The organism is Caproicibacter fermentans (genome assembly GCF_014303955.1).
Lineage (GTDB): Bacteria > Bacillota > Clostridia > Oscillospirales > Acutalibacteraceae > Caproicibacter > Caproicibacter fermentans.
Window position 1 is genome coordinate 2,247,204 of the sequence record NZ_CP060286.1, and the last position, 22,920, is coordinate 2,270,123.

At 60.1% G+C, this 22,920-nt stretch carries 23 protein-coding genes and 2 pseudogenes; 7 read left to right on the top strand and 18 right to left on the bottom strand.

Annotation, left to right across the window (positions count from 1 at the left end; genetic code table 11):
• Positions 1–72: 72 nt before the first annotated feature.
• A pseudogene (locus HCR03_RS11045) lies at positions 73–1,294 on the bottom strand (argininosuccinate synthase).
• Positions 1,295–1,578: 284 nt separating this feature from the next.
• Here HCR03_RS11045 and HCR03_RS11050 point away from each other — a divergent pair.
• Together HCR03_RS11050 and HCR03_RS11055 are read left to right on the top strand one after the other, a co-directional pair.
• Positions 1,579–2,083 (top strand): annotated as a pseudogene (locus tag HCR03_RS11050) (flavin reductase family protein).
• Between the two features lie 29 nt (positions 2,084–2,112).
• Entirely contained in the window at positions 2,113–3,504 is a 1,392-nt protein-coding gene (locus HCR03_RS11055; protein WP_187034240.1) for a hypothetical protein, read from the top strand.
• A 61-nt stretch (positions 3,505–3,565) separates the two neighbouring features.
• On the opposite strand, the gene HCR03_RS11060 is transcribed toward HCR03_RS11055, so the two are convergent.
• Both HCR03_RS11060 and HCR03_RS11065 read right to left on the bottom strand, forming a co-directional pair.
• Positions 3,566–4,687 carry a leucine-rich repeat domain-containing protein gene (locus tag HCR03_RS11060; RefSeq protein WP_187034241.1) on the bottom strand — a complete coding sequence of 374 codons (1,122 nt, stop codon included), beginning with the start codon at positions 4,685–4,687 and terminating at the stop codon, positions 3,566–3,568.
• Positions 4,650–4,838, bottom strand: a complete 189-nt coding sequence (locus HCR03_RS11065; RefSeq protein WP_187034242.1) for a hypothetical protein — start codon at positions 4,836–4,838, stop codon at positions 4,650–4,652. Before HCR03_RS11065 ends, HCR03_RS11060 begins: the two co-directional genes overlap by 38 nt.
• 320 nt (positions 4,839–5,158) lie before the next feature.
• Between HCR03_RS11065 and HCR03_RS11070 the strand changes: the two genes are divergently transcribed.
• The 4 genes from HCR03_RS11070 to HCR03_RS11085 all read left to right on the top strand — a co-directional run bounded on the left by HCR03_RS11070 (position 5,159) and on the right by HCR03_RS11085 (position 8,361).
• Positions 5,159–5,683, top strand: coding sequence for a hypothetical protein (locus HCR03_RS11070; protein ID WP_187034243.1), 525 nt, complete (start codon positions 5,159–5,161; stop codon positions 5,681–5,683).
• 132 nt (positions 5,684–5,815) lie between these two features.
• Complete coding sequence (locus HCR03_RS11075; RefSeq protein ID WP_187034244.1) at positions 5,816–6,232, top strand: YjdF family protein; 417 nt, start codon at positions 5,816–5,818, stop codon at positions 6,230–6,232.
• A 91-nt stretch (positions 6,233–6,323) separates the two neighbouring features.
• Positions 6,324–6,860: an RNA polymerase sigma factor gene (locus tag HCR03_RS11080; protein WP_187034245.1), complete on the top strand. Its 537-nt coding sequence runs from the start codon at positions 6,324–6,326 to the stop codon at positions 6,858–6,860.
• Positions 6,802–8,361: a DUF4179 domain-containing protein gene (locus tag HCR03_RS11085; RefSeq protein WP_187034246.1), complete on the top strand. Its 1,560-nt coding sequence runs from the start codon at positions 6,802–6,804 to the stop codon at positions 8,359–8,361. Before HCR03_RS11080 ends, HCR03_RS11085 begins: the two co-directional genes overlap by 59 nt.
• A 79-nt stretch (positions 8,362–8,440) precedes the next feature.
• On the opposite strand, the gene HCR03_RS11090 is transcribed toward HCR03_RS11085, so the two are convergent.
• From HCR03_RS11090 to HCR03_RS11160, 15 genes are all read right to left on the bottom strand, one after another.
• Complete coding sequence (locus tag HCR03_RS11090; RefSeq protein ID WP_187034247.1) at positions 8,441–10,528, bottom strand: methyl-accepting chemotaxis protein; 2,088 nt, start codon at positions 10,526–10,528, stop codon at positions 8,441–8,443.
• A 461-nt stretch (positions 10,529–10,989) separates the two neighbouring features.
• Positions 10,990–12,234 carry a GTPase HflX gene (hflX, locus tag HCR03_RS11095; protein WP_066645786.1) on the bottom strand — a complete coding sequence of 415 codons (1,245 nt, stop codon included), beginning with the start codon at positions 12,232–12,234 and terminating at the stop codon, positions 10,990–10,992.
• Between the two features lie 148 nt (positions 12,235–12,382).
• Positions 12,383–12,856, bottom strand: a complete 474-nt coding sequence (locus tag HCR03_RS11100; RefSeq protein WP_066645784.1) for a hypothetical protein — start codon at positions 12,854–12,856, stop codon at positions 12,383–12,385.
• A gap of 11 nt (positions 12,857–12,867) precedes the next feature.
• Entirely contained in the window at positions 12,868–13,890 is a 1,023-nt protein-coding gene (locus tag HCR03_RS11105) for a baseplate J/gp47 family protein (RefSeq protein ID WP_156990445.1), read from the bottom strand.
• A 29-nt stretch (positions 13,891–13,919) separates the two neighbouring features.
• Positions 13,920–14,258 (bottom strand): hypothetical protein, encoded by a 339-nt coding sequence (locus tag HCR03_RS11110; protein ID WP_066645782.1) that lies wholly within the window; start codon positions 14,256–14,258, stop codon positions 13,920–13,922.
• Entirely contained in the window at positions 14,248–14,592 is a 345-nt protein-coding gene (locus HCR03_RS11115; RefSeq protein ID WP_066645780.1) for a hypothetical protein, read from the bottom strand. Before HCR03_RS11115 ends, HCR03_RS11110 begins: the two co-directional genes overlap by 11 nt.
• A 3-nt stretch (positions 14,593–14,595) precedes the next feature.
• Positions 14,596–15,486, bottom strand: a complete 891-nt coding sequence (locus HCR03_RS11120; RefSeq protein ID WP_187034248.1) for a hypothetical protein — start codon at positions 15,484–15,486, stop codon at positions 14,596–14,598.
• Positions 15,483–16,010, bottom strand: coding sequence for a LysM peptidoglycan-binding domain-containing protein (locus HCR03_RS11125; protein WP_187034249.1), 528 nt, complete (start codon positions 16,008–16,010; stop codon positions 15,483–15,485). The genes HCR03_RS11120 and HCR03_RS11125 overlap by 4 nt, the downstream gene beginning before the upstream one ends.
• An 87-nt stretch (positions 16,011–16,097) precedes the next feature.
• On the bottom strand, positions 16,098–16,787 hold the full coding sequence (locus HCR03_RS11130) for a hypothetical protein (protein ID WP_187034250.1): 690 nt from the start codon (positions 16,785–16,787) through the stop codon (positions 16,098–16,100).
• Positions 16,757–17,122, bottom strand: a complete 366-nt coding sequence (locus HCR03_RS11135) for a hypothetical protein (RefSeq protein ID WP_187034251.1) — start codon at positions 17,120–17,122, stop codon at positions 16,757–16,759. The genes HCR03_RS11130 and HCR03_RS11135 overlap by 31 nt, the downstream gene beginning before the upstream one ends.
• Before the next feature lie 3 nt (positions 17,123–17,125).
• Positions 17,126–18,136, bottom strand: a complete 1,011-nt coding sequence (locus HCR03_RS11140; protein WP_187034252.1) for a phage major capsid protein — start codon at positions 18,134–18,136, stop codon at positions 17,126–17,128.
• 14 nt (positions 18,137–18,150) lie between these two features.
• Positions 18,151–18,495, bottom strand: coding sequence for a hypothetical protein (locus tag HCR03_RS11145; protein WP_187034253.1), 345 nt, complete (start codon positions 18,493–18,495; stop codon positions 18,151–18,153).
• Positions 18,496–18,510: 15 nt separating this feature from the next.
• Positions 18,511–19,365, bottom strand: coding sequence for a hypothetical protein (locus HCR03_RS11150; protein ID WP_228724950.1), 855 nt, complete (start codon positions 19,363–19,365; stop codon positions 18,511–18,513).
• Positions 19,366–19,654: 289 nt separating this feature from the next.
• Positions 19,655–22,084 (bottom strand): PBSX family phage terminase large subunit, encoded by a 2,430-nt coding sequence (locus tag HCR03_RS20320; protein ID WP_207727246.1) that lies wholly within the window; start codon positions 22,082–22,084, stop codon positions 19,655–19,657.
• Positions 22,074–22,391 (bottom strand): RNA-binding protein, encoded by a 318-nt coding sequence (locus HCR03_RS11160; RefSeq protein ID WP_066645765.1) that lies wholly within the window; start codon positions 22,389–22,391, stop codon positions 22,074–22,076. The genes HCR03_RS20320 and HCR03_RS11160 overlap by 11 nt, the downstream gene beginning before the upstream one ends.
• Before the next feature lie 146 nt (positions 22,392–22,537).
• Between HCR03_RS11160 and HCR03_RS11165 the strand changes: the two genes are divergently transcribed.
• Complete coding sequence (locus tag HCR03_RS11165) at positions 22,538–22,915, top strand: GntR family transcriptional regulator (protein ID WP_066645763.1); 378 nt, start codon at positions 22,538–22,540, stop codon at positions 22,913–22,915.
• The last annotated feature ends 5 nt before the right edge of the window (positions 22,916–22,920 follow it).

A 22,920-nucleotide genomic window follows, 5' to 3' on the forward strand; every position in this document is an offset into this window, starting at 1 on the left:
CCGCCGCGCGCGCCGCGCGCCGTGTTACGGGGCCGTTCCCCTTTCGGAATATCGTCCTTTTTGCTTCTCTTTTTATTTTTGGTCCTTCTGCTTCTTCATCGCCTGAACCGCGATGGGCAGGCCGAACAGGTTGATAAAGCCTTCCGCGTCCGCCTGATTGTAGACGTGGTCTTCGCTGAACGTCGCAATTTCTTCATTGTAGAGCGAATACGGCGAAACGGCGCCCGCGTCGATGATGTTGCCCTTGTAAAGCTTCAGCTTGACGTCTCCGGTTACGGTTTCCTGAGTGGAATCCACAAAAGCGGAGAGCGCCTCGCGCAGCGGGGGTGAACCATTTGCCGTCGTAAACCAGCTCGGAGAATCTCTGACCGACAATCTGTTTAAAGTGGAACGTGTCCTTGTCGAGGCAAAGCTCTTCCAGCTTGCGGTGCGCGTGGTACAGGATCGTGCCGCCCGGGGTTTCGTACACCCCGCGGGACTTCATGCCGACCAGCCGGTTTTCCAGCAGGTCGATGATGCCGATGCCGTTCTGGCCGCCGACCTTGTTCAGCTTCGCGATCAAGTCCACGCCGCAGAGCTTTTCGCCGTCCACCTTGACCGGAACGCCCTTTTCAAACGTGACGGTCACATAGGCGGGCTTGTCGGGAGCCTTTTCCGGCGAAACGCCGAGCTCCAGAATCTTGTCGTACTGCGGTTCGTTTGCCGGATCCTCCAGATCGAGGCCCTCGTGCGAGAGATGCCACAGGTTTTTATCCTTCGAATAGTTGGTTTCCCTTGTAATGTTCAGCGGAATGTCGTGCGCTTCCGCGTAGTCGATTTCCTCGTCGCGGGACTTGATGTCCCAGATTCTCCACGGAGCGATGATTTTCATCTCCGGGGCAAACGCCTTGATGGCCAGCTCAAACCGGACCTGGTCGTTGCCCTTGCCGGTGCAGCCGTGCGCGATGGCGTCCGCGCCCTCGGCCCTGGCAATCTCCACCAGCCGCTTTGCGATCAGCGGCCTCGCGAACGACGTGCCCAGCAGATACTTTTCCTCATATTCCGCGTCGGCTTTCAGCGTCGGCCAGATGTAATCCTCGACCAGCTGTTTTTTCAGGTCCGCGATATACAGCTTGGAGGCGCCGGTTTTCTTGGCTTTTTCCTCCAGGCCGGAAAGCTCCGCGCCCTGCCCGACGTCCGCCGCCACGGCGATAACCTCGCAGCCGTCAAAGTTTTCCTTCAGCCACGGAATAATAATCGAAGTATCCAGACCGCCCGAATACGCCAGCACTACCTTTTTGATTTTATGTTCCATTGCGCACAGCCACCTTTTCTCGAGTTCCGTTGTTCCGTTTTCTTTCTGAGTTTCATTATACGCCGTTTATACAGGAAATCAAGCCAATTTTGCATATTTATTCATTTTGTCGGATTGAATAAAAATACATGTAATATTCAGGATAATTTTTACATTCCCCGATTCTTGGAACTTCGGTTGCGATTCCTAAAAAAATGGGATAAAATAACAGCAGCGAATCAAAAATCCGCTCACCGAAAAAACGCCGCCCGGCCGAGCCGGGCATCTGAAAAGGAGGAACCATTATGTTTCAGGAAATTCCGATTTCGGAACTTCAGTTCAACCCGTTCACCATGATCGACAAGGAATGGATGCTGATTACCGCGGGCAGCGCGGAACAGTGCAACACCATGACCGCCAGTTGGGGGGGGCCTCGGCATTTTATGGAATAAAAACGTTTCAACCCTATACGTGCGCCCGACCCGCTACACGCTGGAGTTTTTGAACCGCGAATCCCATTATTCGCTCTGCGTGCTCGACGAATCCCGCCGCGCCGCGCTCAACTACTGCGGCAGCCACTCCGGCCGGGACGGCGACAAGATCAAGGCGGCGGGCCTGACCCCCGTCTTTACGGAAAACGCTCCCTACTTTGAAGAAGCGAAGCTCGTCCTCATCTGCCGCAAGCTTTACAGGCAGGAGCTAAAGCCGGACTGCTTTATCGACCCCGCGGTTCGGGAAAAGAACTACAAGGAAAACGATTTTCACAGCGTCTTCATCGGTGAAATCGAAAAGGTGCTGAAAAAGGCCTGACGCCGCCGATCTGACTAGGAGGGATTTTTTTGAAACGTCTCTGCGCGGCAGTTCTGTGCGCCTCGCTGATCGTTCTGTCCCCGGCGGCGGTTTCCGCCAACTCCGGGCCCTCCCATTGGGAGACCTCCCCGTCTTTTTCGGTCACGCCGCTCTCGGACTGCCCGATTACGGTGACGGAGGAGGACCTTTCCTTCGACTTTGCCGGGCAGGAACACTCCGGTTTCAGCCCCCTGGCAACGGTCACCGCACAGTACCGAATGAAAAATCCGACTGCGGAAGCGCGGAACGTGCAGATGGCGTTCCCGCTGATCGCAAGCCTTTCCGACCTGCCGCGGCTGGGGAAAATCCAGATTCAGGCGGACGGCAAAGACCTGCCGTTCCGGATTTCAGTCGGCGGGGAAAAGCCGAGGGGAGGAGTCTCCGACTACTACTTCACGGAGGAAGGGGCGCTTCAAAAGACGAACCTTCCCTCCTTTCAGGAGATTCTCCGCTCCGTGTCCGCACCTCCCGCCGCGCCGGAAGCGCTGAGCGGGCAGGGGACTCTGTACCGCTTCCGCTGCGCGGGGAATTTCCATTTGAAGGCCGACCTTCAGGCACTGGGAGAGAACGCCGCGCTGCTGACCACCGGAGTCGGCGGCTTTTCCCAAACCGGCTCCGGAATTCACCTGACCGGCTGGTCGGACGCGAAGAGCGGCGAGATGTCCGTGCTGGTATTCGGCGATGTGTCGAAGCCGGAGGTTGCGGCTTATCAAGACGGGGAGTGCAGGCAGAAAGCCGACGACGACGTGAACGTTACGGAAGAAAAACAGGACGCCGACTCTTTCCTGCGGGAAAAGCTGAAACGGACCGAGGTCTATCAGGCATACCCGACGGAGGATTTTCTCTCCGCGCTGACAAGCGCGGCGCTGCGGGCCGCCGGGAGCTCCCTGGTCGCGTTCGGCGACGGAGAGCTGTATGGCTTTCTCGATCAACAGCGCATTCTGGTTTTAACCTATGAAGTGCCGTTCCCCGCGAACGGCACGCGGCGGGTTTCCGTCCGGTACCCGATGAGCGGCGCGATGAATTCGGAGAAAACCGCCTCGCCGGTATATTCCTACGGCTACCTGCTCAGCCCGGCGAAAAGCTGGGCCGGGTTTCAAAATCTGAGCATCCGGGTCATTCCGCCGCAGAAAGCGCCGTACCTGGTAAAAAGCAGCATCCCGATGACCCGTTCACAGAATGGGTCCTACTCGGCGAAGCTCGGGTCTTTGCCGGACGGCGATCTGACGTTCTCGCTTTACCCGTCGGAAAAACTCACGCCGAAGCCGGCGTTCTCCCATATTGACTACGGATTGCTCCTGACCCTGGTCTTGGTCGGAATTCTGCTTTTGCTGTTTTTGCTGTTCCTGCATCTTTTTTCTTTCCGCAGAGCCGGCTCATAAAAAAGCTCCGGCCAGCGCTGTCTCTGTCCGGAGCTTTTCGATTCCGATCGGCAGGTCTTTTTCACTCGGTTTTCTGACTTCCGACCTGCTCTTTGAGCCATTTCGCGCCGTCCTCTTCCGCCCCTTTCGCCGTAAGGAACGCTTCCGGCAGCTTTGATTTCAATTCTTTCTCCGCCAGGCGGTTGCCGCGAAAATCCACCTGATAGGCGCCGTCCTGTTTTTCCGGGGACAGATTCGTCCAGCCCCAGCCTTTAAAATCCGGAAGCGAAGCAAGGCGGTTATCGGAAGCGTCCAAACAAAGAAGCCCTTTTCCGCTGGTTCCCTCGCCCGGGATATCCCGAAGAAAGTCTAAATCCGTCAGGGCGTTGTCCGACAAATAGAGCTGCGTGAGGAATTTCCCCGAAAGACTTTGGACGCTTGCGATCCGGTTGTGCGACAAATCGAGATAGATCACGTCGGTATGAAGCGCACCGACTTTTTCAATCCGATTGTACGAAAGGTCCAGAACCTCGAACATCGCGCCGCTCAGCGCGTCGATCCCGGCGATTTTATTATGGCTCAGATTCAGATATTTGATTCCGGTTATTTTCAGTAATCCGAGCGGCGACAAATCCGTTATTTCATTGTCCGACAGGTCCAGATGGTCGAACAGCAGACCCGCCGAGTTTAAAAGCAGCATCGGCGCGGTCAGGGAATACAGGCCGGTCACCCGGTTGCCGTTCAGATACACGCTGATTAAATCCGATTTGGCTGCGGCGCGCGCGCGTTTTACAAGCGGAGAAAGGTCGCTTACCTTGTTGTGCTCCAGGTGGATTTCAACGGCGCTCAGGTATTCCACCCCCTGAACGGACCGGATTCCCTTCCGTTCCCAGTGCGCGGCATAGGGCACGGCACGCGCCTCGCCCGCCTGCAGCTTCCCGTCCCCGTTTTCGTCCACGGGCGTCTTGCCGTCCTGCCGTTTTGTCTCCAAAACCGCCTTGTAAAACGCTTTGTCCGGAATTCCGGAGTCGTCGTTCGGAATGACCGTGTCGAGGGATTCCGACGAGGGCGCCGCCGAAGAAGCCGAAGAGGAAGCGCCCGGCGCGGAGCCGGACGCGGCGGAAGACGCCCGCGGCGGCGAAAACCGCGTCGGAATGGATATTTTGTCACAGCCCGTCGACAAAAAGATCAGAAAAGCCGCCAAAATAAGCGGAAGTCCCGCGCGATTTTCCCTCTTGATGGCAAACGCCTCCGTTCCAGATTAACAGGGGCAGCGCATCGCCGCATCCACGCTCATCCGCCCGGCCCAAAGCCGTGCCGCCCCTTTTGGCGGGCCGCCCGTGGAAGTTCTGCATCACGCTGTCCGCAGGGATTCCTCCCTGCTCCCGGCCGCCCGCATGGAAGCAGGCTTTTCCTGTACAAAAATGATGTGAGAGTGTATCATAGTCTTGCAGTTCAACACCGCACTTTTTCCGGTATATTATACCTCTGTTTCCAATCTCTTTCAAGAAGACAAAGTCTTTCGCGCTGTGCGCTGCCTTGGGGCAAGGCGTTCCTTTCGCGGCCGCAGCGCTGTGCTTCAAATTTTTATTTGGGCCGGGTGCCCCCTTTTGTGTATTGGGGGGCACTGTCCCCCAAGATCATAAAATCAAAAAGCGAGGTGATTAAAACGCATTTGAAAAAAGCAATTTTGCTGTTCTGCACGGCGGCCCTGCTCCTGTTCGGCGGCTGCTCGGCCGTTTCGGACGCCACCGGAATTTCCGCCGGCGATCTGGAAAGCTCCGCCGATCTGCTTCATTCTCAGTTTGAGAACCAGAAAATCGCGAAAATTGAGGTGCTCGCCGCCGACGACAGCCACCTGATCCGGACGATCGACGACCGGACGGTTTTGGCCGAATTTGTGAAAAAGACGGCGTCCGATCTCGCCAAGGCCGCCACGGAAACGGAAAGCAGCTCAAACTCCCCGGGGGCGGATTCCAGTCCGAATTCTGTTTTTGTCGTCTATAAAAACTCCGCCGTAAGCGGCGGCGACCCCGAAGAGATTTACCGTCTGACCACTTTCGCGGACAGCAGCGCCATTCAGGTGAAGATCTCTTCGAACGCTGTAAAAAGCCTGAAGCTTCCGGAACAGTTCTTAACCTTTTCTTTTCAGACGTCCGATTCCGTCCTCGAGTATTTAAATTCGCTTGCGGCGGATTAAATAGAAAATCATCGTTATGGGCAGGGATAAAAACACAGCCCCGGTTGGTAGTCCGGGCGCGGCGGACCGCCGTCAGTAACCCTCCTCCTAGGTTGTCCGTTCCCTGCTCCCACAGAAATTAGGAGGATTCCTATGGATAGATCCATCAAACTGACCGTTTTTTTCGACGACCCGTTCTGGGCGGCGGTTTACGAACGCACCGCGGACGGAAAACTGCAGGCTGCCCGGGTCGTGTTCGGCGCCGAGCCGAAGGACAGCGACGTGTACGATTTCTTTTTGAAAAACTGGAACCGCCTGCGCTTCAGTCCCCGCGTTACAGCCGGCAGACAGGAAAAAACGAAAGTCAATCCCAAACGGATGCAGCGGCAGATTCAGCGGCAGGTCGCGGATTCCGGCGCCGGCACAAAGGCACAGCAGGCTTTCAAGCTTTTGCAGGAACAGGGCAAACAGAAACGAAAAGAAAAAACCAGGGCAATAAAAGAGGCCGAAGAGCAGCGGAAGTTCGAGCTGCGGCAGCAAAAGCGAAAAGAAAAGCACAGGGGAAGATAACGCGGGCCGCCGGGAAAAAATCCGGCGGCCTGACTTTTTTGTCAAGATTACAAGGTTCGGGCGGTGTTACGGGTGAAAGGAGGTCGAGGGGATGGGGTTTACAATGGAACCGGAAGCGGCGCTGGAGCAGTATGGAACCATGGTGTACCGGCTCGCGCTTGCCAGAACAAGAAACCCTGCCGATGCCGAAGACGTCTTTCAGGAGGTCTTCCTGCGCCTGGTCCGCTTCGCGCCGCGCTGCCGGGACGAGGAACATCTGAAAGCGTGGCTGCTTCACGCAACCGTCAACTGCACCCGCAGCCTGTGGAAAAAGATCCTCCGGCGCCGGGAGGAGCCTTTTCCTCCGGACGGAGAGCTTCCGGACCGGGAGAAGGACGAATCCTCCGACGTTTATCGCTGCGTCATGCGGCTGCCGGTCCAATCCCGCACCGTGATTCATTTGTTTTATTACGAGGATCTGCCGATTGATGGGATCGCCCGCGCGTTAAAAATCAGCTATTCGGCAGCGGCGAAACGGCTGAGCCGGGCCCGGGAGCTTTTGAAGCGCGATCTTGAGAAAGGAGAAGAATATGAGGAGTTTTCGGAGCGAATACAAAAGGGAAGCCGATCTCCGGCCCATTCCAAATGACCTGTTCGACCGCACAAGAAAGGCGATGCGGAAAACGCCGCGCCGCGGAAAAACCCGCTGGGGCATTCTGATTCCGGTCTGCGCCCTGCTTGCGCTCGGTTCCGTCACCGTAGTCGGCTACGGCATTGGGCAGTTCGCGCCGTTTTCGGGGCCGATTTACCAGAAGACGCTCGATTCTTCCGTCCCCGCGCCGGTGAACGCCGCCGTGGGCAAAACGGTTCAAAAATCCGCGCAGGGAAGCGGGCTTTCGGTCACCGTAAACCGGACGGCGTGCGACAACCGGAGAATATATATCGACTTCACGGTAAAGAGCACGGATTCCGCGCCGCTTCAGGTATCCACCGCGTACCGCAGGTCGCAGCTCCCGCGCAGCGGCTTTGCGGAGGCGACTCTCGCCGTGGGCTCAAAAAGCGTTAATTGCCACGCTTTTCGCACGGACGACGCCTCCGTCGAGGATACCGCGCAGTTTGAAGCGATTGCACAGGGGGATTTTTCAGGGCAGAACGGCAAACAGGTGACGCTGTCGCTCAAGGATTTCACCGACGAGGTGGATTCCTGCGAGGACGCCGGGTTCCTCTGTCAAAACCTTGGGGAGCTGTACCGGAAGATGAACCCGGAGCGGCCGGAAAACTTTCTGAAAACGGGGCTGTTCGACGTTTATGCGGACAAATCATTGACCGCTCCCAGCTGGACCATTCCGGCGGGAAAGCAGCGCGTCCGGTTTTCCGACCAATACCCCGGCTCCTACGTTGACAACATCGGGTTCCACAAAACCGGGGAATACGGCTGTCAGCAGGACCTGCTCTATCTCAGCATCACGCCCGGCAGCGACTCGGAGGCGTCCGCGCTGAAGCAGCTTTGCTTCCAGAACACGGAAACGGGAAACCCGGTCGATTTCTTTGACGAGATCATCACCGGAAACGGCGTGGAACACGTGGGCTTCGACAGTGAAAAAGCATACAAAAAGGCGGTGAAAGAGGATACCGACCGAAAACTTGCCCTGAATAACGGAAGGATCGTTCTCGCGCTGGACCTGAGGATGGACGACAACCGCCTGGCCGATGACTGCACGGCGGACGATCTGGACCATTACCGGATTGCCCGGAATTTCAAATCGGAAACGCTGGTCCGTTTTCCCGGCGAATGGGACATTCCGTTCACGCTCTCGTTTGCCGACACGTCGCGGACCTTCCATCCGGCTAAAAGCTATACGACTCCGGACGGGCTGCATGTCACGTTTCAGAGCATCACGGTTTCCGACCTGTCGATCTCCTTTTCGGGAACCTGCGCGGAGGGCGGAAGAAAAGCGCTCTCTCCAAACACGGAAATCAAGCTCTTTCTGAAAGACGGTTCCGTCGTGACGGAGGACAAAAATAAAATCGGCGGAAGCGGGGGGCCCGGCGGGGATTTTGAGTTTTCCGGCAGCTTCGGAACCCTGGTCGACGCGGAACAGATCGAATCGATCGAACTGTTTGGAGTCCGCGTGCCGCTTGAATCATAACGTCATAACGCCGCCCGAAACGCGCGAAGCCGGCTCCCGGAAAAATTCCGAAAGCCGGCTTTTCTGCGCGCCGCCGATTTTACTCAATTTCGAATTTGTCCACCAGCGCTTTGAGCTGCTGCGCCTGGCCGCTCAGCTCCTCGCTGGAAGCCGCCGCCTCTTCCGCGGTGGCGGAAGTCGTCTGCACCGTTGCGGAAATCTGGTCCAGCCCCTGGCGGATCTGGAGGATGGAACCGGCCTGCCCGGCCGTGGTTTTCGCGATTCCCTCCATCAGCTGCGACGTGCGGTGGACGCTGTCCGCCGCTCTGGAGAACGATTCCTTCGTTTCCTCCGCGACGGAGGTTCCGTTTTCCACGCTTTGCAGGGAAGCTTCGATCAGCACCGCGGTATCCTTCGCGGCCTGCGAACTTTTCGCCGCCAGATTGCGGACCTCGTCCGCGACCACGGAGAAACCCTTTCCGGCCTCGCCCGCGCGCGCCGCCTCCACCGCGGCGTTCAGAGCGAGGATATTCGTCTGGAACGCGATATCGTCAATCGTTTTCAGAATTTGGCTGATCCGGCCGGAGGATTCGCGGATCTCCTCCATCGCCCCGGAAAGCCGCGCCATCCGTTCGTTTCCGGACCGCATCTGCTCCGCGGCGTCGGTGGAAAGTCCGTTCGCCTCTTTGGCGTGTTCGGCGTTGCTCTCGACATTCCGTGAAATTTCCATCACGGAAGCGGAAAGCTCTTCCACGGAAGCCGCCTGCTCCGTGGCGCCCTGCGAAAGCGCCTGAGAGCCGCTCGCCATCTGCGCCGAGCCCGCCGCGACCTCGTCGGCGGCGTGCGTGATGCCCGCGAAGGTATCCGACAGCGTGGCGCGGATATGGAGCAGCGAAGTCTTGATTCTGGCAAATTCGCCCTCGTAATCGCATTTCAGGTCATAGACGAGATTCCCCTCGGCGATCCGGTCCAGCACGGAGGAAATTTCATCGATATACCGGATATACTCCTTGAGCCTTCCCACAATATTGGAAACAGCGGCGCCGACCTGTCCGATTTCGTCGGACGAGCGGACGTCCACGGCCACTTCGAGGTCGCCGTCCGCGATTTTCTGCGCGGAACCCCTCAGCTTTTTCAGCGGCCTGACGATCGAAAGCGAGATGAGAACCAGCAGAATGCACAGCAGAATCAGTGAAATTCCGTAGACAAGCGCCATCGTTCCCTGCACGGAGGAGACCGAGCTGCTGTACTCGTCTTCCGGCAGCCCGGTCGTCACCGCCCATCCGGTTTTTCCCACCGCCGAAACGTACCCGTAATTCGTGTGCCCAAGGGCCCGGTACGTGATGATTTTCGCGGTCCTGTTTGAAATTGCGGAAACCAGATTGCCCGGAAGACCCGCATCCGACATGCTCTTATCGTTCCAGCTTTTGTCCGGCGAGCTGACGACGGTGCCGTCTTTGGAGGTAAGGATCAAAAAGCCGTTCGTTCCCAGCTTGTAGCCGTCCACGATCTTCCCGAGCGTGTCAAGGGTGACGTCTACCCCTACGGCGCCGATGATGGCGCTTCCGTCTTCCCCATAGACCGGGCATACGACGCTGACGATCTGCCGGTTCGTCGCCGCGTCCTGATAAGGTTCCGTCAGCACTTCTCCGTTTTTCCCGACCATTTCCTTGTACCAGGGCCGCTCCGTAATCGTAAAGCCGGAGGTCATCACCTGCCCGGTGGACTGTATCAGCTGGCTCGTGTCCACATCGGCCGCCCACACCGCCAGAACGTTATCCGGGTCCATCTTCTGAACGTTTTGCAGCGTCTGCAAGACGGACATGTACTCGCCGCTCTGCATGACGGAGGAGCCTTTTCCCGCATCCCGGAACAGCTTCTGAACCTGCGTGTTCGCCGCAAGGCTTTCCGCGGATTTCAGGTAACCGGTGAAATATTCGCTGATCTGGCCTGAAACCGATTCAGACTGCGCCTTGAGCTGAGTTCCGATGATCTGTGAAACGGACTGCCGCACATTGTTCAGTACGAGCGCGGCGGCAACGCAGAAAAAGCAGAGGACGGGGATTCCGATCCATAGAAGCAGTTTGGCCGTCAGGCTGCGGCCGACCAAATCAATTCCGATTCTATGCCCCGGTTTTTGCCTCGGCTTCAATTTTTTGCCCCGGTTATGGTTCAATTTCAGTTTCATTTCCGCGACCAAACTCCTTTGAAAATTGTAATTTTTGTCGGGACGGCAGCAAATACGTATTATTTCAATTTATCGGCCGGTACTCAAAAAAATTGACCGAGACCCTCTCCCAAATTCTCCGCCTCATGGGCTCAAAGCCGGAAAAAGCAACCTCGCCGGCCCGTTTTAATTTCCCATGCGAATTATACTTTGGGCACATGAAACGAAATCAAATCCACTTCATTCGCCGTTTGGTGTAGTATGACATATTTGGGAAGCATAAAAAAAACTCCGCGAATCATTCGCGGAGCCAGCCTGTTTAAAAACAAACAAGCCGTTAAAAATCGCACGGGACAAGACGGCAAACCTGCCAATAAGGGACTCTCTGCTCTGTCTGTACGTGACCGGACTTTGCGGGTGCAGCCGACGCCGCAGGTAAAATTGCATTGCGGTTTTATCGGCGCCCTGACGGAGATTTCCTCTTATTCAATAATATATTTGCTCAGCGCCCCGGAAAGGTCCGGGGGAATATTCGCCGTCAGCATAAAACCGTTTTCGGTATATTCCTCGCTTTCCACGCTTCCATTTTTGCGAATCTCCGCCTCAAGGCCGGATTCCGTAAACGGAAGAAGCAGCCGGACCCGCATGGACGGCGCCTCCAGATTGTCTTCAATCGTCTGCAAAAGCTGATTCAGCCCCTCCCCGGTTTTGGCGCTGATCCGCACGGCGTGGCCGATCATCGGGATCTCGCCGAGATCCGGGATCAGATCGCATTTGTTCAGGACGGGAATCACGGGCCTGTCCCCGCAGCCGAGCTCAGAAAGGAGGCTTTTCGCCACGTCCAGATGCGCCGGTGCCTCCGGGCTGGAAGCGTCGCACACGTTCAGAATGATGTCCGCCTCCGCGGCCTGCTCCAGCGTGGAGCGGAACGCCCGCACCAGGTGATGGGGCAGCCTGCGCACCAGCCCGACGGTATCGATCAGCAGCACCGTCTCACCGCCCGGCAGCCGCAGCGCGCGGGCCGTCGGGTCCAGCGTGCAGAACAGCATGTCCTCCGCCGGCACGCCCGCGCCGGTCAGCGCGTTCATCAAAGTCGATTTTCCCGCGTTCGTGTAGCCGACCATCGCCACGGTGACAAAGCCGTCTTTTTTTCTCCGCCGGCTGATCTGCCTGCGGTGCATCTCCACGTCGTGAATCTGTGCGGTGAGCGAATCGATCCGGCGCCGGATGTGCCGCCGGTCGGTTTCCAGCTTGCTTTCGCCCGGCCCCCGCGTGCCGATTCCGCCGCCGAGCCGGGAAAGCTCGCTTCCGCGCCCGCCCAGGCGGGGCAGCAGATATTTCAGCTGGGCAAGCTCCACCTGCAGCTTGCCCTCCCTGCTTTGCGCTCTTGAGGCGAAAATATCCAGAATCAGCATTGTTCTGTCGACGGCGCGAACCCCGCTTTCCCGTTCGATGTTCCGAATCTGGGTCGGGGTCAGCTCACAGTCAAAGATCAAAAGGTTCAATTCATATTTTTGAACAAACTCGGCAATCTGCCGCATCATTCCGCTTCCCACGCAGGTCGCGGCGTCCTGCGAAGGCCGTTTCTGCGTCATCGCGCCGAACGGCTGCGCGCCCGCGCTGCGGGTCAGCTCGTACAGCTCGGCCAAAGACGCCTGCGCGTCATAACCCCCCGTGTCCACTTCCACCAGCAGGGCGCGTTCCAGCTTCTCTTTATTTTCGTGCATTTTCGATTTCCCGCTCCTTTTCTGCGGTTTTCCGCGTCCGTTTCCCCCTGTTTTCTCTCCGTTGTTCTATCAAAATACATCAGATTCCGGGAAAATGCAATCATATTCTGTCGAAACGGGCGCATTCCCCTATGACACGGTTATTGTATCACGAAACGCCTGTGAAATCCGATTCCGCCGTCAAATGAGCGGGGCAAAATATTTCCAGTATCCTTTGGGCTTCCGTTTGCCCGCAGGGAGGCTGCGAAAGAAAATGCGCGATAATTTTCGAATTTGCCGCGTCCTCCTCCAGGCTGACCGAAAGCCCAAATGCGGAAAGAGCCGATTCCAGCCCCTCTTTGGTGCAGGCGCCCGGCCTCACCGCGCCCAGCTTCAGCAAAGCCGCCCGCCGGTCGGAAACCCCGCCGGAGGACGGCAGCCCGCAGGCCCGCTCCTTTTCCAGGAGCCCGTAGTCGGACGCCGTCGCAACGTAGCTTTCGGCCTGCAGGGCGGAAAGCCCGTTTCGCAGCGCGTTGAGCCCTTCGGCATAGGCGGCCAGCTCATAATCCACCGTCGTCGTGCCGTCCAGCCGGTACAGGCCGGTCGAGCTCAGCTGATTTTTCATCGATTCCAGGGTATCCACGCTCATCCCTCCTAAGCCACGGTAACGGTCACGGCGCCGCACACGGCAAGCTGGTTGGCTGCAACCGGCGACGACGCCGTGCTGAGGGAACAGTCGCCGATCATCCCGGTGCCGAACAGCGCGGCGACGAGTGCTGCGGGGACCACCTGCTCCGAAACGCCGAGGCCGTAAAAATAATTTTGAACCGCCGTTTTGCAGGCTGCGATCACATCGGCGGAAGCAAGTCCCGTCTTCGCGGTCACTTTTGCCGTCACGTTGTAAGCAACGGTCTGCGCCGGGGCGACGGTCACCTTGGTGCAGATTTCCCGTTCCGCGTTGAGTCCTTCCGATACCCGGCTGACCACGCCGTCGGAGGGGGCGCATCCCCTGCCGCCCAGATACAGCGCCACCGTACCGGCTCCGTTCGCCCTTGGAATCACGCTGGCCGAGTCGACCCCGTCGCAGGCGAGCGCGTAATCCCGGTAATACGCCGCGTTTCCTCCGTTCCCGGCGGCGGCGCTGCTTTGCAGCAGCCGGGAGCGCAGCGCGTCGTCCGTTTCCCTGTCCTCGCCGCCTGAAAAAGCGGCGGCGTTGGTTACGGCCTGAATGGCGGTGGGCGGCGTGACCAGAACGGAGACCGTTCCGGCCTCCGTGTTGCCCGCGCAGCCGCTTTCCTGCGCCGCAGCGGGAACGTCCACGCTGAGCGTTCCCGCTTTCAGCACGGCGGCCTGTGTCGTGACATACCGCACGGGATTGGCGCCCGCGGTGGAACAGACGATTCCGGAGTCAATCGGCAGGTCGAACCAGATGGTCGAATCACGGGAAAAGGTCAGCGTGCCGTGGGCGGCGACGGGCTCCTTCCGCACGATTCCCCGCTCCTGCGCCCGGTAATCCAGCTCCCGTCCGCTCGCGGTCTGCGCGAAGGTCTGCCGCCTGAGCCAGTCGGCCGCCGTTTCCACCGAATAAATTTCCCCCGCCAGCAGTTTCATGCGAATTCCGAGATCCGAAGCGTCGTCCGGCGAATACCCGGCGAGGTCGGTAAATTTCTTTTTCATTCTGGCCAGAATGTCTTCATAGCTTTCCGTCAGAGCTTCACCTCCACTTCACGGCTTTCGCCGCCGTAATTCAGCGTGACCGTTACAGTCGGCGGGTCGGCCTGTGAGACCGCCGCGCCGGTCACCGTCAGCTGCGGCATTCCCCGCAGCGCCTCCTGCGCCATGGAAAAGGCCTTTTCGTCCGGGAACGGCGTTCCCGATTTCAGCGTGTGCAGGCGGCTGCCGAGCGACGGGTCACAGGAAAAAGAGCCGAGCGGCACGGTCAGCCGGATCGTTGCCCGCTGAAACAGCTCCTCCTTGCCGGAAACCGATTCCGGCCTTCCGTTTTCGCCGGTGAGAAAATCCCCGCCGGATAGTTCAAGATCCATTTGCCGCCTCCCTTGAAAAGACCTTCCCGTTGATGACGATGTCTCCGTTGTTTTTCAGGTAAAGTTCCGCCCCGCCGGAGGAATACAGCAGCAGCTCCCCCGGTTTGAGCCCCCGGTCGGCGGCCAGCGTCCCGACGCAGGCGTCCCCCGCGCTGGTCGAGACAATCACGGCCTGCGCCGCGTTCGGCGGCTGATAGGCGATTCCCCACGGCCCCGCGAACGGCAGGTTCCGGTATTCGCCCGCGCCCTGCGCCGCGGCGCCGCCGGTCGTTTTCGCAAGCTCCGCGGCGGGCCTTTCCGCCTGGGACGCGATGATTTTCTGAGAAATCCACACGATTTATTTCCTCCTCAGCGTGATAACGGTATGTTCCCCCTGTGCTTCGAGCACATAGCGCGCGGACCGAACGCAGAGGGAGCCTCCGGTTTCAGTTCCGGCGATCCGCGCCGGAGACAGCAGCGGGGCCGCGATGTTTCCCGGGCAGTCCAGCACCGCCTCGAACGCGCTTTGCTCCGCCTTTTTGAGCACCGCGGAAGCGTCCGCCCCGCCGCTCAGGAAACGCCTGCGCCTGACTCCGAGCGTTTCCGCCCCGCTGTCGGCCGCCGCCAAAAAATAGGCTCCGCCGTCCGGGTCCAGCGCGTAAACTTCGGAATACAGCTCGCAGTTCCGGTTCCTCAGCAGCCCGGAGGTAAAGCGAACGCCGCCCTTCCCGAATACGATTTCCCGCCCGGGCGCCGCGCCCGACGCGTCGAACACGCCGTTCACGACGCGCGGCTCGGTCTTTAAAAAACGGGTGCAAAAGGACGCGGCGGCGGCCCATTCGCTCATTCCCTTGGAAACGGACAAGGTTCCGGAGAAAACTTTATCTTCTCCCAGGTACCGCGCAAATCCGTATGGGCGCACATGCCGGTCGAAAACGGTCCCGAGCGACGGGTTGACATAATTCTGCGGCATTGCTTCGTTGTCCAGCAGCAGCGCCGCGCGGCTGCGGGCGGAAAGGGTGAGCGTTCCTCCGCTCAGTCCCTGCTCCTGCTCGTCCACGATTCCGTCAAAAAGCGCCGAACCGTCCCCGTTTTGAATCGTGAGGCCGGTCAGCGGCCCGCAGCTTTTCGGCATCGGGAACACTCCCTCGAACCCGTCCGCCGGGGCGTCCGCGCCGCGGTCCAGCCGGATCCTCACCGGCGCCGGCAGCCTGAACCCGCCCTCCGGCCCGGTTCCGAAACAGATCACGGCACCGTCACCTCCGTTCCAACTCCGGGGTCGTCCGGCCACTGGATGTGGGGGTTCGCGTCCCTCAGAACGTCCACGCCGACCCCGTACGCCGCCGCCACGGAAAACAGCGTGTCGCCCGCCTTGCAGACATACACCTGCGGGTCGCTGACGACCGATTCGTCCTCCGGTGCGGAGCCGTCCTCCAGAAATTCGAATTCGTACCCGATGTAATCCGGACGGGGATCGCCCTTCCGGGTCAAAGAGGAAAACACCGCCGAAAACGGCGCCATGTCCGGCAGAATCAGCTGGCCCGCTCCCTCTTCGGAAAAAACGGCGGCGAGCTTTCCGAATTCCTCCGCGCACCCGGAGCCGGAAAACGCGCCGGCGCCCCGCACCGTGCGGCTCGCGCCGCCGAGGTCCTGCAAGGCGTTCCCGACGTATGGAACCGGGTAGCTGCCCACCTTTTTTTCTCGCGAAACCGTCACGGTTTCCGGATTGCGCTGCCAGATATAGTCTTTATAGCTCATCGGTTTCAGACGCATCCGATTCCCCCTCAAGGTTCAGATTTCGCGGGTACCTGCGGCAGTCGCGCTCGATCGCCCTCGAAATTTCTTCCGCCGTGTCTTCCGTCATGCCGACTCCTCCTCCGTTTTTCCCGCCGCCAGCACCAGCAGGGAACGCCGCGGCTCCAGCGACTTCCCTCCCGTTTTTGTTTCGTTTTGCACCCGGCACCCGGAGTACGCCGTTTTTCGTGTTTTTCCCCGGATTTCGACCGAAAATTCCCCCAGGCCGGAACAAATTTCCCCGGCTTCCGCCGTAACGCCGAACAGGCTCAGTTCATAACGGGTTTCCCCCTCGGCGATCTGTGCCGGAGTCCCTTCCCCCCAGGAGCGGACTTCGCACCCGTCGCGAAGGGTGCGCGTTTCGTAGCCCTTCGCGCGGGCCAGAACGGTTCCGTCGGCCGCAAGCAGCACGATTTCCGAATCCGCCGCGCCGGGAAGTTCCCGCAAAACGGCCCAGTCATATAAAGCCTCGGTCCCAAGCATTGCCGTGCCGGCCCGGCGGACGCTGTAACTTGCTCCGTCCGCTTCCAGCGCGTCCCCTTCGGAAAGGCCGCATCCCGCGGGCCCGGTGAACCGGTAAGAGAGGCCGGAATCCCTGCCGGTCAGGCCGCGGTCCGCCCCGGACTGAATTTCCAGAGGGCGGATCACCGCCCGGACCTGCGTTCCGTTCAGCGTCGCCGGGGACCCGTATTTTAGAAGCATGGCTTCCACGGCCGCGCGGCGGGTCACGGGCGGATTCTCCCGAACAGAAAGCATCCCCCGTCCGTAAGGAACGGAGCGGCGGCGGCCGCCGCCCCGTTCCACAGCGCCTTTGCGGACGACGGATTCCCGGCCTGCTCCGTAATTTTAACGTCCCCGGCGGCAAACGACCCCGCTCCGACTCCCGCGCGGGCCAGCGTGTACCGATAAAACGCCAGCGCCGCCGCCGCGGCGGTCAGCGCCGGCCGGCCGTCCTCTCCGCAGGAATCGCGCTGCACCCTTCCGATTTCCCCGGCCGCGTCGCCGCAGAGCGTCCGGTATGTTTCAACGTCCTCCCGCCCGGAAAGCGCCGCGAACCGCGAGAGCACGTCATCGGTCCTGATTTCAATCACCGGTTACGCCCCGTAGGTCAGGACCCTGACCGCGCCGTCGAACAGGCGCGCAAAGCCCGCCGTCACGCTGACTGCCGTGCGCTCCAGCTGGCGGTCGATCAGCCGGTCGGAATCGGTCGTGACGCCGCCCGCCTGCACCATCTCAAGCGCGCAGGTTTTGTCCAGCCCGATGATTTTTCCGGCTTCCATCTGCGGCGCGTGCAGCAGCTTCGCGCCCAGCGGGCTGATGAGCTTTCCGGTGCCCTGAAAATTCAGCCCGGCGGTCGCGTCCTTGAATTCCGCAATCGAAAGCAGGTCCTTCATCGCCGCCGTTGACGCAAGCATCGTGTTCAGCGTGTAAGGGGAAAGCCCGCTCCACAGGTTGATGAGGTCCCCGTAAACCGGAGTCGTCCCCGCGGCGGCCACCGTTTCGGCGGGCTCGTCCCCGCCGTCGCCGCTGAGCAGAACCGCGATCGCGTCGCTCAGCTGGCTGCGCGCGATGGCCGACCCGATCTGCCGGAGCGTCACGGTGAACAGGTCCAGCCTCTGGAACCGCAGCGCCTCATAGCTTGCCGCCAGCATCCTGCCGCGCTTGTTCAGCTTCACCAGCTTGTCCTTGACGGTCACGCCGGTCTGCGGCAGCTGCGCCCCTTCCGCCACCGGCTTCAACGACCGGTCGTCCTCGCCGGGGTCGGACGTAATCGTGCGGTAGTCCAACGACTCGATCTGCGTCGTCGCCGCCACAAGGTCGGGCAGCAGGTTCGCCTGCTCCATGCCCTGCCTCACCGCGCGGGAGACGTACTCCGGGAACAGCGCGGCGGAATCGCCGGTCTGAAAGAATTTTTCGATTTTATCGGAAGAGGGGCCGCCGACCCGGATGTCAAAACGCTTGAGCTGGCGCTGGTACGCGTCCAGCCCCTCCAGCGGGGTTCCCGCGTATCCGTCGGAGGGATCCAGTCCCTCCAGCACCTGGGCAAAGGATTTTCCGGGCACGCCGTACATGCCCTTTTCCAAACGGACGGATTCGTATTTCATGGATGCGTCCTCCTTTAAAGAATCACGCCGCAAAGCTTCGCGGCCTCGTCCACATCGGCGACCAGCAGGCTTCTGCCGCCTGTTTCCGCCGTCCTGATCTTTCCGTTTGCCGCCGCGCACAGGGTCTGGTACCCGACCGACGGCGCCGTCCCGTCATAGGGCAGGCGCACATAGCCGCCGAGCCGAACCGCCGCGAAGCCGCAGCGCTCGTTTTCCGCCAAGCCGCAGAATACCTCGCCGTCCGCGCAGGGCCCGACGGTTCCGTTTGCCGTCAGCTTGACCGGCGCGCCCGCCGCAACGCCCTGTTCCGCTTCAAATGTCACCATGGATTCCCGGAATCCGTTTAACGATACGTTCATAAAAATACTCCTCCTTTATATTTTAAAAGCCGAATCGTCCGCCAAAGTCTCTCTGCCCGCGCCGGAAAGCTGCGGCGTGAGCGGCACCAGGCGCTCCGCGTCCCTGCGGAATGCCGCCGCAAAGCATTTCAGGTCGTCCAGGTTCATTCCGTCCGACGCCCTGCGCAGCGCCTCCGCCGGAATGCCCGGCTTTGAAAGCGCCGCGCACCGCACGAATTCCTTCGTCAGCTCCGCGCGGTAGGCGCGCCCGCAGGCGGCTTCCCGCTCCAGCGCCGAAATTTTCTCTGAAAGCCGCGCGGCTTCCCGCTGTGTGAGCGTTACGGTTTCACCGGAACGCAGGGTCTTCAGAATGTTTTCCGTCCGCTCCGCTCCGGAGTAGCTTTTCACGACGCCCGCCTCCCGCTGGGCGGGCACGGCGACAAACGACCATTCGTAGGCGTCTGTCGGTTCGTCCAGCACCGCGCAGCAGACGGCGCCCCCGTAGGATTGCCCGCGCTCGTGGCCGCAGGCTCCGTTTTTCAGGTCAGTGCCGCAGACGCTGCAGGTCACGCTCCGCACGGCGCACCCGACGCTGACCTCCTTTTTAATGCCGCTTTCCAGTTCCGCCATCAGGCCGTCGTTTTTTTCCGTGCGCGGCAGGTACGCGCTCGCTTTCAGCCGCGTGTAGGCCTCGCCCGCCGTCGTGACGCGCTCCGGGTCTCTTTCGACGCGGCAGTCGAAAATCCGCGCCGCCTGATCCTGCGCCCTGCCGCTGTGGTTGAAGATTCCCGTTTTGCCGACAAACAGCTCCGCAAGCTTTTCGAGCGCCGGGACCGTGAACCGTTCGCCGTCCCGGTCAATTTCGTTGTCGCACAGCACGACCGGGAACACATAAAGCTCCTCCGCCGAAAAGGCCCTCCGCGTAAAGCGGTTGATCTTTTTAAGCGCCTCCGCATCCGGAATCGAGCCGATTTCCGGCGCGTTCGCCGCGCCGTCCTGCGCATACGATTTTGTAAGAATAGCAATTCCTCCTTTATTCCTGTTTCATCTGTCCCTGATTCATCCTGATCGTCGCTTGATTTGCAAAGCGCCGCGTCGCCCGTCAAAATGCCGTCCCGCTCATTTGCCTGTTCAAAAGAAGCTCCAAGGGACGAGCCTGCTTCTCTCATTTTCAATTCCCTTAAGTCGTGTCCGGCGCAGCCGCGGAAGAACCGGATGGTTCGGGCCGTCCCGACCGGACGGTCCGCTCGAGCTGTTCCGCCCTCGCGTTCTGATACCGCGCGGCGGCAAGCTCGGTGGCGTCCTGAAGCGTGATGTCGTCCCAGTCGACGGAAACGTCCTGCGTATCCCCGTTCAGCCGCAGCCACAATCCGCAGATTTTCAGGATGACGGGATTCAGCATTCTGCGGTACGCTTCCAGCTCGCTGGTCAGAATATCCGCCTGCTGGCTGGACATTCTTTCGGTCGAAGTCCACGTCAGGCCGAGCAGGAACGGCGGGATGCCAAGCTTTGCGACGATCTGCTCCAGAATCTGCCGGACCGGAACCTCGCTGTCGGGAATCCGAACGTCCGAACCGATCGCCCTGATGCTCACGTTGCCGACCGCGATAAAATCGCTCACGCTGTCCCCGCGCATCGCGCGGCCCCATTCCGAGGCGATCTGCTCCGCGCGTTCCCTTGAAAACGCGCGGTCCGCCGCGTCGGGATCCGGCTGATAGGTCACCGCGAAGCGCACCGCGCCGAGGCGCTGCCAGTTCACCCCGACGGTGTGAAAAATCTGAACCAGAATGCGGCTGACAAACGGCAGCCCGCGCAGGATCGAAACGCCCTGCGCGCTGCCCGGCGGCGGATTCAGCGCGGAGCAGAACACCAGTTCCGGGTACCGCACCGGCACGCTGCCGCCGCTTTCCCTCCGGCATACCTCAACGGAGAGCGGCGACTTCGCGCGCAGCTCCACATCGTCCAGCGAAGCGTTGTAAAGCGCGCGAAGTTGGCCCCCCTGAACCACCATTTCCCCGACCGCGTTGCCGTAGGTAAGCAGCTGATCCAGGTACGAAGACAAAAAGCTTTCGATTCCCCTCCGGTCCGCCCCCACCTGTACGGTCTGCAAAAAGCGGTTCAGCTCCCGTTCCGAATCCCGGTTCGGGCAGGAAACCGTAAAGCCGCCGACCAAACGCAGAATCTTGCAGATTGCCGCGTCGATCAGCGGCACGGCTTCCCGCATCGCGTCGTAAAGACGGCGCTCCCCGGCGCACAGCGGCACATAGGAGTCCAGCTCCGAAAAATTCGAGCTCCGCTCCGCCGTCTGGACCGCCCGCACCGCGGCGCCCGGCTGTTTCCGTTTAAAAAGCATGTTTTCCCCCTCTCCCCTCGGCGCCGCGACGGCGAAGCAGCCGCCGTCCGCGCCGGGCAATGATGTGACAAAATAGCGGATCTCGTCCATCGCGTGGTCGTTTTCCTTGAGCGGAACGTCGCCCCTCTTTTTTTCGTCCCATCGGTACAGCCCGAATTCCCGGACCGCGTCCCCGCAGCAGCGGCAGACCTTCACCTTTCCCTGCTTGAGCGCGGCCCCGGTCTTCCGGATTCCGTCCAGGACGGCGTTGTCCGCTTTCCTGGCGCGGTATCTGCCGTGCCGGCGGATCACCTCCAGAAAACTCGCGGCGGAGGGGTCGACCACAACGCGGTCGATGCTCCGCTCTCCGCAAAGGCGCTCCAACGCGGCGTAATGCTCCTCGTCCGTCCGCTGCTCCCCGGTTTTCCGGGAATCGTAATAGGACTCCCGGATGCGGTACCAGATTCCGTCGCGCAGACCCCACAGCCCCATCGAGCAGGGATTGACCGTTCCGTAATCGCACGAAACGGCATAGCGCGAAAATCCGCCCTCCGGCACGTCGCAGAACAGCTCCCCCGTCATAAACGGGTATACCAGGCCCTGCGCCGCGACCCATTTCCCCAGCACGAACCGTTCGTAGAAGGTGCCGGAGTAAAGCGAGCGGTACCGCGCCAGGATTTGCGGGGAAAGCGACGGGTTGTCCTCCATTGCAAAATGCAGGCGCAGCGCGTTTTTCTGCTCCGCCCGTTCAATCCACTCGCGGTAAAACCAGTGGCCGGGGCCCTCCGGATTGCAGGAAAACCAGAATTTGGAGCCCTCCACCGAGCAGCGCGCCAGCGCCTGCTCCACAAAGGAACGCGGCATCAGCGCGACTTCGTCGAAAAACACGCCCGCGAGCGTCATGCCCTGAATCAGCGCCGCGGAGCCCTCGTCTTTCCCGCCGAACAGGTAAAAGCAGTTCCGGCTTTTGCCGTAAGAAATCTCGATCCGGTTCTCCCCGGCGCGGTAAACGCACGAAAATCCGGATTCGGTCAGCGCCGGAAGCAGGGTCGTCACCAGATTCCGCCGCAGCGAACGGATCGTCTTGCCGCACAGCGCGAACGACCTTTTGTCAAACCGGGCGAGCGCCCACATGACAAACGAAAGCCCAAGGCACAGGGTTTTTCCGCTTCTCACCGCGCCGTCGCAGACAACCGCGTCCCGCGCCGCGTGCGGAGACCCCGGGCACCACCAGCTCAGCGCCTGCCTCTGCCTCCGGGAAAAGGCGCTAAGCTCCATTCCCTTTTTCCTCCCACGCCTCCTTCGCGCACTGCTGCAGCGCGCGGTAAAGCGGCGAATCGCCGGCGCCCTGCTCGTTCAGGCTGCGCAGGCAGTCCAGCGCGCGAAGGCGGTCGTAAAACTTGATTTCCAGCGCGCCGTCCTTCAGCCTTCGGATTTCCGCGATATTGCCGAAATCCATTTTTTCCAGCTCCGCGGGCTCCGGCTCATCCCCGAACAGCAGGCGCACCGCATCGTTTACGCTGCCGAACGCGAGCTTTTCATAACCGTTTTTCAGGCTCCGGCTTTTCTTCCCGTTCCGAGTCAATCTCAGGCCCCCTTTCAACTCACCGCGGAACAACCGCAGATTTTTCTCTGAACAGGGCAAAATAAAAAAATAATCTTGACAATTCTGTTGGTTGATGATACTGTGTATATATGATATATACAGTTTTGAAGGCGCGGTGATATGAACTGGACATTGTTATCAGTAATTCCGATCCACGGCCGATCTACGAACAGATTACCGCACAGATCAAAAGCCAGATTCTTTCGGGAGCGCTTCGCGCGGGGGATCTTCTTCCCTCCATGCGGCTGCTCGCGCGCCAGCTTCACATCAGCGTCATCACGACGCGCCGGGCCTATTCCGACCTGGAAGCGGAGGGATTTCTCGAAACCGTGGCGGGCAAAGGCTGCTTCGTCGCTCAAAAGGATATGAAGCTGGTCAGGGCGGAGCAGTCCCGCCGGGTGGAGGAACTGCTGGGCCGGGCGGTGGAGCTTGCCCGCCAGAGCGGGATTTCCCCCGGGGAGCTGCACGGAGTTTTGGACCGCCTGTACGGCGGAAACGATTAAAGGAG

Bases quoted from the DNA above. Each gene is read 5' to 3' on its own strand.
- HCR03_RS11145 (WP_187034253.1), bottom strand. From the start codon at position 18,495: ATGAACGTATCGTTAAACGGATTCCGGGAATCCATGGTGACATTTGAA.
- HCR03_RS11090 (WP_187034247.1), bottom strand. From the start codon at position 10,528: ATGAAACTGAAATTGAACCATAACCGGGGCAAAAAATTGAAGCCGAGG.
- HCR03_RS11140 (WP_187034252.1), bottom strand. From the start codon at position 18,136: ATGAAATACGAATCCGTCCGTTTGGAAAAGGGCATGTACGGCGTGCCC.
- HCR03_RS11130 (WP_187034250.1), bottom strand. From the start codon at position 16,787: ATGCTTTCTGTTCGGGAGAATCCGCCCGTGACCCGCCGCGCGGCCGTG.
- HCR03_RS11075 (WP_187034244.1), top strand. From the start codon at position 5,816: ATGGATAGATCCATCAAACTGACCGTTTTTTTCGACGACCCGTTCTGG.
- HCR03_RS11080 (WP_187034245.1), top strand. From the start codon at position 6,324: ATGGGGTTTACAATGGAACCGGAAGCGGCGCTGGAGCAGTATGGAACC.
- HCR03_RS11125 (WP_187034249.1), bottom strand. From the start codon at position 16,010: ATGCGTCTGAAACCGATGAGCTATAAAGACTATATCTGGCAGCGCAAT.
- HCR03_RS20320 (WP_207727246.1), bottom strand. From the start codon at position 22,084: ATGGAGCTTAGCGCCTTTTCCCGGAGGCAGAGGCAGGCGCTGAGCTGG.
- hflX (WP_066645786.1), bottom strand. From the start codon at position 12,234: ATGCACGAAAATAAAGAGAAGCTGGAACGCGCCCTGCTGGTGGAAGTG.
- HCR03_RS11065 (WP_187034242.1), bottom strand. From the start codon at position 4,838: ATGCAGAACTTCCACGGGCGGCCCGCCAAAAGGGGCGGCACGGCTTTG.
- HCR03_RS11085 (WP_187034246.1), top strand. From the start codon at position 6,802: ATGAGGAGTTTTCGGAGCGAATACAAAAGGGAAGCCGATCTCCGGCCC.
- HCR03_RS11105 (WP_156990445.1), bottom strand. From the start codon at position 13,890: ATGAAAAAGAAATTTACCGACCTCGCCGGGTATTCGCCGGACGACGCT.
- HCR03_RS11110 (WP_066645782.1), bottom strand. From the start codon at position 14,258: ATGGATCTTGAACTATCCGGCGGGGATTTTCTCACCGGCGAAAACGGA.